This window comes from Clostridium drakei (assembly GCF_000633595.2).
In the GTDB taxonomy this organism is placed as follows: Bacteria; Bacillota; Clostridia; order Clostridiales; family Clostridiaceae; genus Clostridium_AM; species Clostridium_AM drakei.
The window spans coordinates 30,032-44,316 of sequence record NZ_JIBU02000055.1 but is presented as its reverse complement, the minus strand read 5'-3'; the positions used below and the strand labels follow the sequence as shown (position 1 = coordinate 44,316).

General features: G+C 31.6%; 13 protein-coding genes. 5 read left to right on the top strand and 8 right to left on the bottom strand.

The features are described from left to right. Nucleotides 1-89 precede the first annotated feature (89 nt). Nucleotides 90-872 (top strand): sulfide-dependent adenosine diphosphate thiazole synthase, encoded by a 783-nt coding sequence (locus tag EG57_RS0222165; RefSeq protein ID WP_029161874.1) that lies wholly within the window; start codon nt 90-92, stop codon nt 870-872. Nucleotides 873-998: 126 nt separating this feature from the next. Here EG57_RS0222165 and EG57_RS26075 read toward each other — a convergent pair whose 3' ends face one another. Beyond that, nucleotides 999-2,033 carry a DUF362 domain-containing protein gene (locus EG57_RS26075; RefSeq protein ID WP_200880600.1) on the bottom strand — a complete coding sequence of 345 codons (1,035 nt, stop codon included), beginning with the start codon at nt 2,031-2,033 and terminating at the stop codon, nt 999-1,001. A gap of 195 nt (nt 2,034-2,228) precedes the next feature. Continuing rightward, nucleotides 2,229-2,534: an ArsR/SmtB family transcription factor gene (locus EG57_RS0222155; protein ID WP_007064143.1), complete on the bottom strand. Its 306-nt coding sequence runs from the start codon at nt 2,532-2,534 to the stop codon at nt 2,229-2,231. A gap of 205 nt (nt 2,535-2,739) precedes the next feature. Between EG57_RS0222155 and EG57_RS0222150 the strand changes: the two genes are divergently transcribed. Next, on the top strand, nt 2,740-4,026 hold the full coding sequence (locus tag EG57_RS0222150; RefSeq protein ID WP_032079274.1) for an O-acetylhomoserine aminocarboxypropyltransferase/cysteine synthase family protein: 1,287 nt from the start codon (nt 2,740-2,742) through the stop codon (nt 4,024-4,026). An 89-nt stretch (nt 4,027-4,115) separates the two neighbouring features. Here EG57_RS0222150 and mmuM read toward each other — a convergent pair whose 3' ends face one another. From mmuM to ptsG, 6 genes are all read right to left on the bottom strand, one after another. After that, the gene (mmuM, locus tag EG57_RS0222145) at nt 4,116-5,048 is read right to left on the bottom strand and encodes a homocysteine S-methyltransferase (protein WP_032079273.1); all 933 of its coding nucleotides are present in this window, start codon (nt 5,046-5,048) and stop codon (nt 4,116-4,118) included. Between the two features lie 254 nt (nt 5,049-5,302). Further along, entirely contained in the window at nt 5,303-6,445 is a 1,143-nt protein-coding gene (locus tag EG57_RS0222140) for a trans-sulfuration enzyme family protein (RefSeq protein WP_032079272.1), read from the bottom strand. A 21-nt stretch (nt 6,446-6,466) separates the two neighbouring features. Then, complete coding sequence (locus tag EG57_RS0222135; RefSeq protein WP_032079271.1) at nt 6,467-7,303, bottom strand: MetQ/NlpA family ABC transporter substrate-binding protein; 837 nt, start codon at nt 7,301-7,303, stop codon at nt 6,467-6,469. A gap of 63 nt (nt 7,304-7,366) precedes the next feature. Then, nucleotides 7,367-8,077, bottom strand: a complete 711-nt coding sequence (locus EG57_RS0222130) for a methionine ABC transporter permease (RefSeq protein ID WP_032079270.1) — start codon at nt 8,075-8,077, stop codon at nt 7,367-7,369. Then, nucleotides 8,077-8,868: a methionine ABC transporter ATP-binding protein gene (locus EG57_RS0222125; protein ID WP_032079269.1), complete on the bottom strand. Its 792-nt coding sequence runs from the start codon at nt 8,866-8,868 to the stop codon at nt 8,077-8,079. Before EG57_RS0222125 ends, EG57_RS0222130 begins: the two co-directional genes overlap by 1 nt. 345 nt (nt 8,869-9,213) lie before the next feature. Continuing rightward, a complete protein-coding gene (gene ptsG, locus EG57_RS0222120; RefSeq protein ID WP_032079268.1) occupies nt 9,214-11,277 on the bottom strand; it encodes a glucose-specific PTS transporter subunit IIBC in 2,064 nt (687 codons plus the stop codon). Nucleotides 11,278-11,700: 423 nt separating this feature from the next. Here ptsG and EG57_RS0222115 point away from each other — a divergent pair, with 423 nt between their 5' ends. The 3 genes from EG57_RS0222115 to EG57_RS0222105 are packed head-to-tail and all read left to right on the top strand — an operon-like array spanning nt 11,701 to nt 14,268. Next, nucleotides 11,701-12,387, top strand: coding sequence for a GTP pyrophosphokinase (locus EG57_RS0222115; protein ID WP_029161866.1), 687 nt, complete (start codon nt 11,701-11,703; stop codon nt 12,385-12,387). Next, entirely contained in the window at nt 12,368-13,042 is a 675-nt protein-coding gene (locus tag EG57_RS0222110) for a response regulator transcription factor (RefSeq protein WP_108849467.1), read from the top strand. The genes EG57_RS0222115 and EG57_RS0222110 overlap by 20 nt, the downstream gene beginning before the upstream one ends. Then, nucleotides 13,039-14,268: a sensor histidine kinase gene (locus EG57_RS0222105; RefSeq protein WP_032079266.1), complete on the top strand. Its 1,230-nt coding sequence runs from the start codon at nt 13,039-13,041 to the stop codon at nt 14,266-14,268. Before EG57_RS0222110 ends, EG57_RS0222105 begins: the two co-directional genes overlap by 4 nt. Nucleotides 14,269-14,285 lie beyond the last annotated feature (17 nt).

Below are 14,285 nucleotides of genomic sequence, written 5' to 3'. Positions count from 1 at the left end.
AAGCCTAACGGCTAAAAAGTTAGGCGAATCAACGCTTGCGGAATTCCGCAAGCGACTAATAAATTTATATAGTAAAGGAGTAACAAAAAATGTATTTAGAAGACACAAAAATTTCAAAGGCCATTATTGATACTTACAAAGATAAGCTAGAAGATATTTTACACTCAGATGTAATCATTGTTGGAGGAGGTCCTTCAGGCTTAGTAGGTGCAAGTTATCTTGCTAAAGCTGGAATTAAAACAACCCTTCTAGAGCGCAACTTGAGTATTGGCGGCGGCATGTGGGGTGGCGGTATGATGATGAATCAGATCGTCATCCAAGAAAGTGCTAAAAGCATACTTGATGAATTTAATATTGGATACAAAAAATATGAAGAAAATTACTATACGGCTGATTCAATTGAATGTGTTTCTGCCCTTACTTTGAGTGCATCACAATCTGGAGCTAGAATATTAAATTCAATTTCAGTAGAAGACGTAATAGTTAAAGATAAATGTATTTCAGGTCTAGTTATTAATTGGACTGCTGTTGAAAAAACAAGAATGCCAATTGATCCTATAATGATAGAATCAAAGTATGTTCTTGATGCTACTGGACACGATGCATCAGTTGTCAATAAATTAGTAACCAGAATGGGAAATGTTTTGAACACTCCTAATGGAACTTTAGAAGGAGAAAAACCAATGTGGGCAGATCGTGGCGAGGAACAAGTAATTAAAAATACTCGTGAAGTTTACCCTGGTCTTTATGTATCTGGTATGGCTGCTAATGCAACTTTTGGTGGTCAGAGAATGGGTCCAATTTTTGGAGGTATGTTAATTTCAGGACAGAAAGTTGCACAGGAATTAATACAGAAAATTAAAAACTGTTAATATATGGACATGTATAAATTAATTACTTTATCCCATATTTAAGATAAAAATCTATCCTGCAGATAGGCACAAAAATAAAATTGTGTCTACTCTTACAGGATACTTTTATATTATGACTAAATGTTATTATTCTATTTCTACAAGTTCATATTTTCTGTTTCCCAAGCCTATCTTTTCTGCATAATCAAGAGTATATTTGCCCCTTCTGAATACACATCTCCCATTAACTTTGTCAAGTACATCAAGACAAGCCTGATCTATAGCAACAGGATCTGTAGATGCAAATACTCCTACATCCTTTGCCACAGGTTTCATACTGTGACCATCACAATCACAATTTTTTGTTATATTAAATGCAAAAGTTATGTAAATATTATTCTTATCCTTTGCAGCTGCATAAGCATATTCAGCAAGTCTTTCATTAAAACTTTTTGAAAGTGATGCTAGCCAACTATTTGAAACTGCTGCAAAATTACAAGTTGTCATACAAGCAGCACAGCCGACACATTTATCTTTATTGATCTTAGCCTTTGGTGCCATTGTGATTGCTTTTTCAGGACAATTTTTAGCACATGCTCCACAGCCTTTACATTTAAAATAACTTATTTTAGGTATGGAATTAGCATGTTGAGCAAGCTTTCCACCTCTTGAAGCACATCCCATGCCCAGCTGCTTAATTGCTCCTCCAAAACCAGCTAAAGCATGTCCTTTAAAGTGACTTATAATCATAACTTGTTTTTGTTTTGCAATTTCCGCACCTACTTTACACTTTTTAAAATTCTTTTTATTTATCTCTACCTCTTCATAATTTTCTCCATGGTCACCATCTGCAATTACAATAGGTAATTGAGTAAATCCATGTTCTTCAGCAAGCTTAATATGATTCTTTGATGTAGTTCTCTCTCCTCTATAAAGAACATTTGTCTCCATATAAGCACTTTCTATTTCTCTTTCCTTAAAATATTCTAATATGCCTTCAAAATTTTTAGATTCTATATATGTTTTATTGCCCTTTTCACCAAAATGGACCTTTAGTGGTATATACTTTTCTAGTGTGATACCTTCGTCATCTACTAAACGATCCAAAAGCATCTTTGCTGCTTCATTTATATCTTGTGTTTTTAAATATGAATCTACAGCCTTAAAATATACATTTTTCATAAAAAATCTCTCCTTATAAATTTTCATCATTGAACATTCAAATATAATTATTTATTTTATCCTTTTTTTATAAAATAACTCTTCTAAGTTCTATATTAGTACTAATATATCTTTTTTATTTATAGTTCTTGAATTGAAACAAATTACTTTTATATTTCGACAACTATCAAAATGTCATTTAAAAATAAAAGAGATTTATTTTTTTTCATCTCTTTTAATTGTTAATATACTACAAATTTCATTTAACAATTCTTCATTTGCCCTTGCAACTAAAAATTTACCCTTTTTCTCTGTAAAGATTAAATTTGCATTGCTTAATTCCTTTAAATGATGGGAAATAGTAGGTGCACCTATATTTAATTTACTAATAACATCATTTATAAAGCATTCACAATTTGTATCAAAACTTTTTTCAGCACTTCTTACTATTTGAAAATATAATTCCAATCTATTTTCATTAGAAAGAGCTTTAAATATCCTTGCTAACTCTTTTGTATCCATAATTGCTCCTAACACTTTGATAAATATCGAATTATTAAAATAAGTTTACACTATTTAAAATTCTACGTCAATATCTTAAGCAAATGAATTTAACAAAACTATATTCACTACATCTTTATTAATTTTTATACTAATTCCCCCTTGAATTGATAAAATATTAAAATTATAATAATTATATTATTATTTTCAGAAAGGACGTAATAAAATGAAAAATTATAAAATTAATACAAAATGTGTACAAGCCGGTTATAGACCAGGTAACGGAGAACCACGCCAGATTCCTATTATTCAAAGTACAACCTTTAAATATGATACCAGTGAAGACATGGGAAAATTGTTCGACCTAGAAGCTACTGGCTATTTCTATAGCAGGCTTCAAAATCCAACAAATGACTATGTAGCTGCCAAGATTGCTGATATGGAAGGCGGGACTGCTGCAATGTTAACTTCTTCAGGGCAAGCTGCCAATTTCTTTGCTCTTTTTAATATCTGTAACTGTGGAGATCATATCGTTGCTTCTTCCAGCATTTACGGAGGTACTTTCAATCTAATTTCCATAACTATGGCTAAAATGGGTGTTACTGCTACATTCGTTTCTCCTGACTGCACAGAAGAAGAATTGAATGCTGCTTTCAAACCTAATACAAAGGCAGTTTTTGGTGAAACAATTGCTAATCCTGCTCTTACTGTATTAGATATTGAAAAATTTGCAAATGCTGCTCATGCTCATAGTGTTCCACTTATTGTGGATAATACTTTTGCAACTCCTATTAACTGCCGTCCTTTTGAATGGGGTGCTGACATTGTTACCCACTCCACTACGAAATACATGGATGGTCATGGTGCTGCACTAGGTGGAGCCGTTGTGGATTCTGGTAATTTTGATTGGATGGCTCATGCTGATAAATTTCCTGGACTTTGTACACCAGATGACAGCTACCATGGCATTACCTATGCTGAAAAATTCGGCAAAGAAGGAGCCTTCATTACCAAATGTACTGCCCAGTTAATGCGTGATCTTGGTTCTATTCAATCACCACAAAATGCATTCATCTTAAATTTAGGACTAGAAAGCCTTCATGTACGTATGCCACGTCATTGCGAAAACGGTCAATCTGTTGCAGAATTCCTTGAAAAGCATCCAAAGGTTGCCTATGTTAACTACTGTGGCCTACCAAGTGATAAATACTATGAAGTTGCAAAAAAATATCTGCCAAATGGCTCTTGTGGTGTTGTTTCCTTTGGTTTAAAAGGTGGTGGTGAAGCAGCTAAAATATTTATGAAAAATCTTAAGCTTGCAGCCATTGAAACACATGTAGCAGATGCTCGCACCTGTTGTCTAAATCCTGCAACAAGCACACACCGTCAGATGAATGACGAACAATTAAAGGAAGCTGGCGTTCCAGCAGAATTAATTCGTATAAGCTGCGGAATTGAAGATAAAGAAGATTTAATTTCTGATATTTCACAAGCTCTAGATTGTATTAAATAATTTTACTTATAAAAGGGATTGGCTAGCATATTCTAACCAATCCCTAGTTCACTGCTAATTCATTATAAGCATTTTACTCTTCAATATAACTATCTAGCCCATTTAGCAATAGCTTTAATATCCTCTGGAGTAGTTCTACAGCAGCCACCAATAAGACTAGCTCCCCTATCAAACCAAACTTTAGCATTACAACTATAGGATTCGCAAGATGAATTACCCTGCCATGTTTTGGAGTTAGCATCATATTCTTCGCCTGAATTTGGATAGACCACCACAGGTTTATTAGAATTCTTTTTAATTTTTTCAATTAAGGATTGCACATATTGAGGTGCAGTACAGTTTACTCCAATTGCAGCAACTTGTTCACAACTATTTAAGAATTTTGCACACTCAGAAATTGGAGTTCCATCACTTATTTCTAAAGCATTTTTACAGCTAAAGCTTACCCAACAATACATTTCAGGAAATTCTTTAAGTAATTTGACAATAGCTTTTGCTTCTAAAAGACTAGGTAATGTTTCACAAGCTAGTATGTCCACTTGTTCTTCTACTAAAATCTCCATTCTTGGTCTATGAAAATTAATCAAATTTTCTTCATCAATGTCACTATATCCACGATATTCAGACCCATCTGCAAGATAAGCTCCATAAGGTCCTATTGATCCAGCTATCAATGGAAATGGCCTATTTATTCTATTAGAAGCTTCTTCCCAAAAATCATCTCTTGCTTTTTTAGCAATTGTAACTGACCTTTTAATAAGTGATATTGCTTCATCCTTTGAAAATCCTTTTTTAATAAAGCCTTCAATAGAAGCCTGATAACTTGAAGTAATAGCACAATCGGCACCAGCACAAAAATAATCATAATGAACTTTTTCTATCATTTTGGGATCTTCGGCAAGTATTTTAGCAGACCATAAGGAATCATTGATGTTACATCCTCTATTTTCAAGTTCTGTAGCTAATGCACCATCTAAAATAATTGGCGAAAATTCTTTTAAAACATTTTCTATAAGATTCATAATAATACTCCCCTTTTCATTTATTTTGTGTATGATAAATATAACATTCTTCCATTACTCTATTCAAGTTATATGTTTTACAAGCTTCAATAAAATACATTGATTGGGATAACACAAAAATAAATCTGAATTTGCTGCTTTATTGAATCAAATAATTTAAAAGGACTGTTATACTAAGAATAAGCTTCACAATATATTCCACTTAAGCTTCTTAATACAACAATCCCTCTTTATTTTACATCGTATGAAATTTTTTATTTTCTTGATTTGTCAAGTGCTTGCTGAATGTCCATTAATAAATCATCAATGTTTTCAATTCCTACTGAAAATCTTAATAAATTTTCACTAATACCAATTTGATCTTGTAATTCTTTTGAATATGACTCATGTGTCATAGATGCAGGATGACATACCAAAGATTCAACACCACCAAGGCTAACTGCTAAATCAAAGAATTCTAATTCATTACAAAATATGGTACAATCATATTCTTTTTTCAATGCAACTGATAATACTGCACCATCACCTTTTGCTTGTTTCTTTTGAATTTGATATCCTTCATGCGTTTCAAGCCCTGTATAATATACCTTTTCAGCAGCACCAGAATTTACAAAATATTGAGCTACTTTCATTGTATTTTCTAAATGTCTATCCATTCGAATAGGTAAAGTTTTTATTCCACGTGTTAATAAAAAAGAATCAAATGGACTCAAAATTGCACCTAATACCTTTTGATGAAATTTCAACTCACTATAAATGTCATCATCATTAACCACTACTAGTCCTGCTATAATATCAGAATGGCCTGCGTAATATTTTGTAGCTGAATACACAACAATATCTGCTCCTAATTCTAATGGCTTTTGTAAATATGATGTCATAAATGTATTGTCAACGATTACGCGCATTCCCTTTGCTTTGGCTTTACTAGATACTACTTGTATATCAGTAACATCCAATAAAGGATTTGAAGGAGTTTCAATAAAAATTGTACTTACTTTTTCATCAGCTTTATTAAAATCATATGTATTAAAATTAGTTACTATTTCATAATCAATATTTCTTTCATCAAAAACTTTTAACACATAACTCCAGGTACCACCATAAACATTACTATTTATTAATACTTTTTCTCCTGGTTTTAATAATGAAAATACTAAAGCTGTAGCTGCCATTCCACTTGCCATTGCTAAACCATATTTTGCTCCTTCTAACTGTGCCGCAAGAGCTTCAACATTATTTCTTGTTGGATTATTGGAACGGCTGTACATGAATTCGCCAAAATCGCCTAACTTTTCTTGTATAAAAGTAGAAGATAAATACACAGGGTAATTTACACCTTTAATATCTGTTTTATCTTTCCTACCTCCATGTATTGCTAATGATTCATATTTCATACAAAACCTTCCTTTCTCTAATTAAAATGCAGGTAACACTGCACCCTTATATTTATCTTTAATAAATTTTTTCATATCTTCTGACTGAAGAACGGATACTAATTTTTTAATAGCTTCTTTACTTTCATTCCCTTTTTTTACACAAATAACATTACCAAAAACTGAATTTTCTGCTTTTTCTCTTGCGAGATAATTATTGGGATCAAGTTTAGCTTCAAGTAATCTATTAGTGTTTGTTATATATGCAGCAAAGTCACTACGTGTATTTAGAATAACATCTGCATCAATTGCTACAATTTTTAAAGGCTTATTATACTTCTCTATCATTGAAACATCTGCATTAGACATTGTAATTTTACTAGATAATTTTATCAAGCCTGCTTGCTCTAACAACTTCAAGCATCTATATTGGTTAGTAACATCTTCTTTGATAGCTATTGTAGCATTATCTGGTAAATCTTTTATACTTTTATATTTATCAGAACACATAACCAATGGCTCCATGTGGATTGCTCCTGCACTAACAAGATGTCCATTATTTTTCTTATTCCATTCATCTAAATATGGAACGTATGCATCATAATGAAAATCAACTGTTCCATTTTCAACTTGTTCATTCCATGTTTTATCCCATTGTTTTGAAACAATGTTTAACTTAACACCTTTCTTTTCCAACTCCTTTTGTGCATATTCTAAAATTTCAGCATGAGGAGTAGTATCAGCTAAACATTTTAATGTTACTACATCTGTTTTGTTGCTACTAGATGATTCTGTTTTTTTCTCCTGACTACTACATCCTGCAAATAGTACAGTCAATAATGTTACACTCAACATTATTCCAAATATTCTTTTTCTCATAATTCTTGTCCCCCTCTTTTTTATTTATTAATTTTTATTAGATTCAAATAGTATGAAATTTTGTTAAAGTAAATGACGTTTTCTTAAGATTAACTTTGCACCAAAATCTCCTACCATCTGAACTATTTGCGCAAATACAATTAATGTGAAAACTGTTGCAATTAAAATGTCGTATCTAAATCTGTTAAAACCATATTGAATGGCAATATTTCCAATACCACCTGCTCCAAAACTTCCTGCTAAGGCAGTCATAGAAATAATAGCAATAACTGCAATTGTAAAGCTTCTCACAATTGCTGGTAATGACTCCGGAATTATTACTGTGCATAGTATTTTGAAATTTCCAATTCCCATAGATTTTGCTGCTTCAATTTTACCTTTTTCTATTTCCAAAAGACTATTTTCTACTAATCGAGCATACATAGGAATACAGCTGATTGCGAGTGCTATAATACATGCATTAGCACCATACCCTTTACCCGTAATCAATCTCGCTAAAGGAAGTGTAATAATAATCATAATCATAGATGGAAGTGATCGAAGTGCATTAATAACTGCTCCTAAAACTTTATTAAAAACAGGTAGTGGCGTTAAACCATTTTTATCTGTCATTACCAAAACAGATCCTAAAACCATCCCTACAATTAAAGTAAGAATTGTTGCTATTCCAACCATATATAAAGTTGAAATTAAAGCTGGAAATAATAATTTCCAAGTTGCTGCACTAAAGGCACTTATGATTATTTCTTGAAATGTATTAGTATAAAATGTCATTAGTAAGCTCCTCCTCTCGAAATCCACTCCTCTTTAAGTTTCTGTTCCACTTCTGTGAATATCTTTCCTGTTTCACTTTTAGGATCTTGAAAAACTGTCAATATATTTCCCTTTTCTTTAATAGTTCCACTTTCAATAACCGCCAAATGGTTACATGCATATTTTATAACTTCTACTTCATGAGAAATCATCAGAATAGTTATCCCAAATTTTTTATTTATATCTTTTAATAAATCTAAAATAGATAGTGTTGTTTGAGGATCTAATGCAGATGTTGCTTCATCACTCAACAATACATTTGGGTTATTTGCTAATGCTCTAGCAATACCAACTCTTTGTTTTTGACCTCCAGATAACTGTGAAGGATAATCATATGCTTTCTCAGTTAATCCCACTAGTTCAATTAACTCAAGGACTCTTTCTTTTCTTTGTAGTTTATTATTTTTAAGCGATGATTTTAATGGATATTCAATATTCTCAAATACTGTTTTTGAATCAAATAAATTAAATGTTTGAAATATCATCCCTATTTTTTTTCTTTCTTCATTTAAATCTCTTTTAGAAAGATTTATAATGTCCTTGCCTCCTATTATAATCTGTCCACTATCTGGCTCTTCCAATCTATTGATGCATCTTATCAATGTTGATTTTCCAGCACCACTAAACCCAATAATTCCATAAATATCTCCCTTTTTAATTTGTAGGTCAATACCTTTTAACACATCTATTTTCCCACTTTTGGTGTAATATGATTTTCTCAAGTCTATCAAATTGATAAAATTTTCATTCAAAAAAAACCCTCCTTTGAATAATTATCATCATTGCCTTTTATTTTACTTGTACAAATTACATAGAAATGACATCTTTTGTGATATAAATTGAGGAAATTCTTTTAATTTATTCATAATTCGCCATAAATCAACTAATTACATTTTATACACTGATACTATTAAAAGCAAATTTAAAAATATTATCGACATAATATGATTTATTACATTTTCTTATAAGTATAATTTAATTTTCATATAAAGCTGTATCATTCAATGAATAGTTATTTAGCTAACAAAAACTACACTTAGAATTACAACTAAAAAAGCCAGTATACATTTTTAATATACACTGACTTTTTAAACCTACTATTTAATAGTTACTATATCATTTTGTCCACGTTTTATTTGACTTCCAGCTTTAACTGAAACTGTTTGACCTTCAGCTAAATTTGTGAAAACAATTGGAGTAATTAGTGTTGGAACTTTATCTTTTATTAAATCTAAGTTAGCCTTTAATATAGGTTGACCTGCTTTAACTTCAGCTCCTTGTTCTACTAAAGCTTCTAGTCCTTCACCTTTTAAATTCACTGTATCTATGCCAAAGTGAATTAATATTTCATCTCCATTAGCTGCAGTTATTCCAATAGCATGTTTTGTCGGAAAAACAGTTGTTATTACTCCATTTACAGGTGATACAACCTCACCATTTGCTGGTTCTATAGCAAATCCATCGCCCATCATTTTCTGTGAAAAAACTTCGTCTGGAACTTCTGTTATAGGCAATATCTTTCCATCTAGTGGAGCTATAAAAGTTTTATCATTTGAATTTGTTACTGCTACTTCTTTTTTAATCGAATCTTTTTCAACTACAGGAACTTTTCCATCCATAATATCTTTAATTTGAGTCTTTAACTGGTCAGATTTTCCTCCAAATATGGCTTGAATATTATTTCCAACTTCCATAACGCCAGCTGCTCCTAATTTCTTAAGTTCAGCCTTATCTACATTTTTAATATCACTAACACTTACTCTTAAACGAGTTATACATGCATCTAAATTAGTTATATTTTCTTTTCCGCCTAGCGCTTTTAATATTGCTGCTGGCAATTCTGACTTTTGAACATCATTTGTTACTTCTTCTTCAACATCATCTTCACGTCCGGGAGTCTTAAGATCCCATTTCCTTATAGCAAACCTAAATCCAAAGTAATAGATTGCTGCAAAAACCAAACCTACTGGTATTACTAACCACCATGCTGTTCTATTTGGTATAACTCCAAATAGAATATAGTCTATTAAACCACCAGAGAATGTCATACCTATTTTAACATTTAATAATTGCATTGTCATAAATGATAAACCTGCAAATACAGCATGTATTGCAAACAATGCTGGTGCAACAAATAAAAATGAGAATTCTATTGGTTCTGTTATACCAGTTAAGAATGAAGTTAATGCTGCTGATGCGAGTATACCACCTGCAATAAGCTTCTTTCCTGGTTTTGCTTCATGATACATTGCAAGTGCTGCTGCTGGCAACCCAAACATCATGAATGGGAATTTACCTACCATAAATGTACCTGCTGTAAAATGTGTACCACCATTGCTAAGCATACCAAATTGAGTAAAATCTTTTAATTGAGCCATGAATATTGTTTGGTCTCCTCTTACAATTTGACCAGTTGCTTTACTTGCATATTCTCCAAATTGATACCAGAATGGATTATAGAATATATGGTGTAATCCAAATGGTATTAATGATCTTTCAATAACTCCAAATACAAATGCCGCCAATGTAGGATTTGCATCAATCATGTTGTGTGAAAATGTATTTAACCCATATTGGATTGGTGGCCATATAAATACAAGCATAATTCCTAAAAATATTGATGTTACTGCAGTTACAATTGGAACAAATCTTTTTCCTGCAAAGAACCCTAAATATGAAGGCAACTCTATATTGTAGAATTTCTTATAAAGCTGCGCTGCTACAATTCCAATTAGGATACCACCAAATACACCTGTTTGCAATGATGGAATACCTAAAATTGATGCATATGCTGGACTCTTACCAGCTAATACTTCAGGAGTAACTCCTGCTACTATTCCTAAAGTCTTGTTCATTATTAAGAAACCAACGATTGCTGCAAGTCCTGCAACACCTTCTCCACCTGCAAGCCCTACTGCAACACCTACTGCAAATAGTAATGAAAGATTGCCAAAAATAATATCTCCTGATTGCTCCATAACTTTAGCAAAAGTTTGGAATGCATGGTTATTTAAAAATGCTGCATGACTTAAGAAAGCCGGATTTTGAAACATGTTACCAAATGCAAGCAAGATACCTGCAGCTGGCAATATTGCAACTGGAAGCATTAACGCTTTACCAATTTGTTGTAACTTACCAAAAACACTACCTTTTTTAGACATATAATTGTCCTCCTTTATTTTCTATTTTTACATCAACTGTAATTTTTTTCATTATAAAGCTTGATTTGACCAATTAACTAATTCCATCGTTCTACAAAACACAAAAAGCATGAGCTAAGGTGATTAGAGACATATTGTATCTATCTGACTAGTATAAATAGATACAAATATAATCTAAAACAACCTTTGCTCATGCCTGATCGAATCAGTAACACGCAAATGTTAATATTTACTTTTTATAATCCGCAAACCTTTTCAGAATCCTTATAAAACACTGTACTCGATTTACTATGCACTTATTATATCAAAGCATTATTATTCTTTCAATACCTTTTTTCAATTTTTTAAAGTATATTTAAGGTTGCAATAGTATATTTTATAGTAGGAGTTAAAAACAATTATTTCTTCAAGGAGGAATACCTAATGCAACAACAGAATTATGATATAAAATATGAAACACTGTCACCAGAGCATGAATTCTATAAAGAATCTTATATACTATTAGAAGGGGCAATTATTGAAGTCCTTTCTAGATTAGATATCATTCGAAAATATAAAGCAGCACAAAAATGTAAGGATCCTATTGAACATTGCAAGGCCAGAATTAAATCAGCTAGTAGCATGAAAGATAAATTGAGGCGAAAAAATTTACCTGTTACAGTGGATAGTGCTTTAAAGGAAATTTATGATGCAGCTGGAATCCGCGTCATTTGCCCATTTTTAGATGATATCTATTGGATTGTAAATATGTTGAAAAACCAACAGGATATCAAGGTTATTAAAGAAAAAGATTATATTCGCAATCCTAAACCCAATGGCTATCGTAGTTATCACATGATCTTACAGGTACCATTGCATCTGGAAAATCGAATTGAAATGGTATACTGTGAAATTCAAATACGTACTATTGCAATGGATTGTTGGGCAAGTTTAGAGCATCAGTTAAAATACAAAAAAAATATTCCCAATGAAAAAATGATCGCTGAAGAATTAAAACGATGTGCAGACGAAATTGCCTCAACAGATTTGAATTTGCAGACTATTTCAGATATGATAAAAGAAATACAACATAAAAATGGAGAGGATACATATGAGAATCTTACTTGCTGAAGATGAAAAGGAATTGTCAAATGCTTTAGTTGCCATTTTAAAACATAACAATTATTCAGTAGATGCTGTATATAATGGAGCTGATGCATTAGAATACGGCTTGTCTCAAAATTACGATGTAATTATCTTAGATATTATGATGCCAAAAATGAACGGACTTGAAACACTAGAAAACTTAAGAAAAAAAGGAATACATACACCTATTTTGATGCTTACTGCAAAGGCTGAAATTGAGGATAGAATTGTTGGACTAGATGCAGGCGCAGATGATTATTTAAGTAAACCTTTTGCTATGGGAGAATTACTGGCTAGAGTTCGTGCTATGACCAGGCGAAAATCAGAATTCACACCAAACTTAATTAAAATTGGTAACATCAGTCTTAATAAGGAAAACTATGAGCTATCAAATAAAAAATCCTCACTAAGACTTGGTAATAAGGAATTTCAAATGCTTGAAATGTTAATGAGCAATCCAAAATGTTTAATTTCTACAGAACAGTTTATGGAAAGAATTTGGGGATATGATGCTGAAGCTGAAATCAATGTAGTATGGGTATACATTTCTTATCTGCGAAAAAAATTAGCATCCTTAAATGCTAATATAAAAATCAAGGCAGGAAGAGGTGTTGGATATAAATTGGAGGAAATTAAATGATAAAAAAATTACAGAGAAAATTTATTATGATTACAATGGGTTCATTAGCTTTGGTTATGGTAATTCTTCTTGGTTCCATTAATACAACTAATCTTTATCAGATAGACCGTAAAATAAATGGTGCTCTTAAAATTCTTTCAGAAAATCAAGGAAGGTTTCCAACATATAAAAAAGGAAAGCTTCCAGTTAATGATCTGCATTTTGGTTTTGAAATGAATGAAGAAACTCCATTTGAAACACGATATTTTGTAGTGAAACTTAATAAAGACAAAAGTATACGGGAAATTGATACAAGTCATATTGCCGCTGTCTCCTCAGATGATGCAGCAGCATATACTAAAAAAATACTAAGCATCAATAAGGATAATGGTTATAAAGATATCTATAAATACTCAGTAGTCTCCACTCCAGATGGTTATATGCTTGTATTCATGGATTGTAGAAGTCAAATCCAAATGGCTACTTTATTTTTACTAACTTCTTGTGGAGTTGCACTAATAACTCTTTTGCTCGTATTCATTCTTGTGTCTATTCTTTCTAAAAAAGCTATTAATCCTATTATTGAAAACATTGAAAAACAAAAGCAGTTTATTACAGATGCAGGACATGAAATTAAGACGCCACTTGCTATTATTTCAGCTAATGCAGATGTTCTTGAATTAACTGTAGGTAAAAATGAGTGGATTACAAGCACTCGAAATCAAATTACTCGTCTTGATAAGCTCGTAAAAAATCTACTGACACTTTCAAAAATGGATGAAGGGAACATTAAATTAGTATTTACTGATTTTGATTTAAGCGATTCAGTTTTTAAAATAACAAGCCCATTTAAAACTATTGCTGAAACACATGAAAAAAAGCTTATAATGGATATTAAGCCAGGAATAAAATTACATGGAGACGAAAACAGTATTAATCAACTCATTTCTACCCTTGTTGACAATGCTATGAAATATTCTAATGAAAAAGGAATCATCAAAATTTCTTTATCCTGTACAAAAAAAGGATCAAAACTTGAAATATATAACACAGCTGATGAAATTGATAAAGAAAATTTAAATAAATTATTTGACAGATTCTATCGTGCAGATTCCTCAAGATCAAGAGAAAGCGGCGGATATGGAATAGGCCTTTCCATTTCAAAATCCATTGTGGAAGCTCATCATGGAAAAATTTATGTTAAAAGTGATGATGGGAAGTCAATTTGCTTTACTGTTTTACTATAATAAAAATCCTACGACTC

Excerpts from the sequence above, each read along its gene's own strand:
- EG57_RS0222130 (WP_032079270.1), bottom strand. The coding sequence starts at position 8,077 with ATGACATTTTATACTAATACATTTCAAGAAATAATCATAAGTGCCTTT.
- EG57_RS0222155 (WP_007064143.1), bottom strand. The coding sequence starts at position 2,534 with ATGGATACAAAAGAGTTAGCAAGGATATTTAAAGCTCTTTCTAATGAA.
- EG57_RS0222150 (WP_032079274.1), top strand. The coding sequence starts at position 2,740 with ATGAAAAATTATAAAATTAATACAAAATGTGTACAAGCCGGTTATAGA.
- EG57_RS0222135 (WP_032079271.1), bottom strand. The coding sequence starts at position 7,303 with ATGAGAAAAAGAATATTTGGAATAATGTTGAGTGTAACATTATTGACT.
- EG57_RS0222115 (WP_029161866.1), top strand. The coding sequence starts at position 11,701 with ATGCAACAACAGAATTATGATATAAAATATGAAACACTGTCACCAGAG.
- EG57_RS0222105 (WP_032079266.1), top strand. The coding sequence starts at position 13,039 with ATGATAAAAAAATTACAGAGAAAATTTATTATGATTACAATGGGTTCA.
- mmuM (WP_032079273.1), bottom strand. The coding sequence starts at position 5,048 with ATGAATCTTATAGAAAATGTTTTAAAAGAATTTTCGCCAATTATTTTA.
- ptsG (WP_032079268.1), bottom strand. The coding sequence starts at position 11,277 with ATGTCTAAAAAAGGTAGTGTTTTTGGTAAGTTACAACAAATTGGTAAA.
- EG57_RS0222165 (WP_029161874.1), top strand. The coding sequence starts at position 90 with ATGTATTTAGAAGACACAAAAATTTCAAAGGCCATTATTGATACTTAC.
- EG57_RS0222140 (WP_032079272.1), bottom strand. The coding sequence starts at position 6,445 with ATGAAATATGAATCATTAGCAATACATGGAGGTAGGAAAGATAAAACA.
- EG57_RS26075 (WP_200880600.1), bottom strand. The coding sequence starts at position 2,033 with ATGAAAAATGTATATTTTAAGGCTGTAGATTCATATTTAAAAACACAA.
- EG57_RS0222110 (WP_108849467.1), top strand. The coding sequence starts at position 12,368 with ATGAGAATCTTACTTGCTGAAGATGAAAAGGAATTGTCAAATGCTTTA.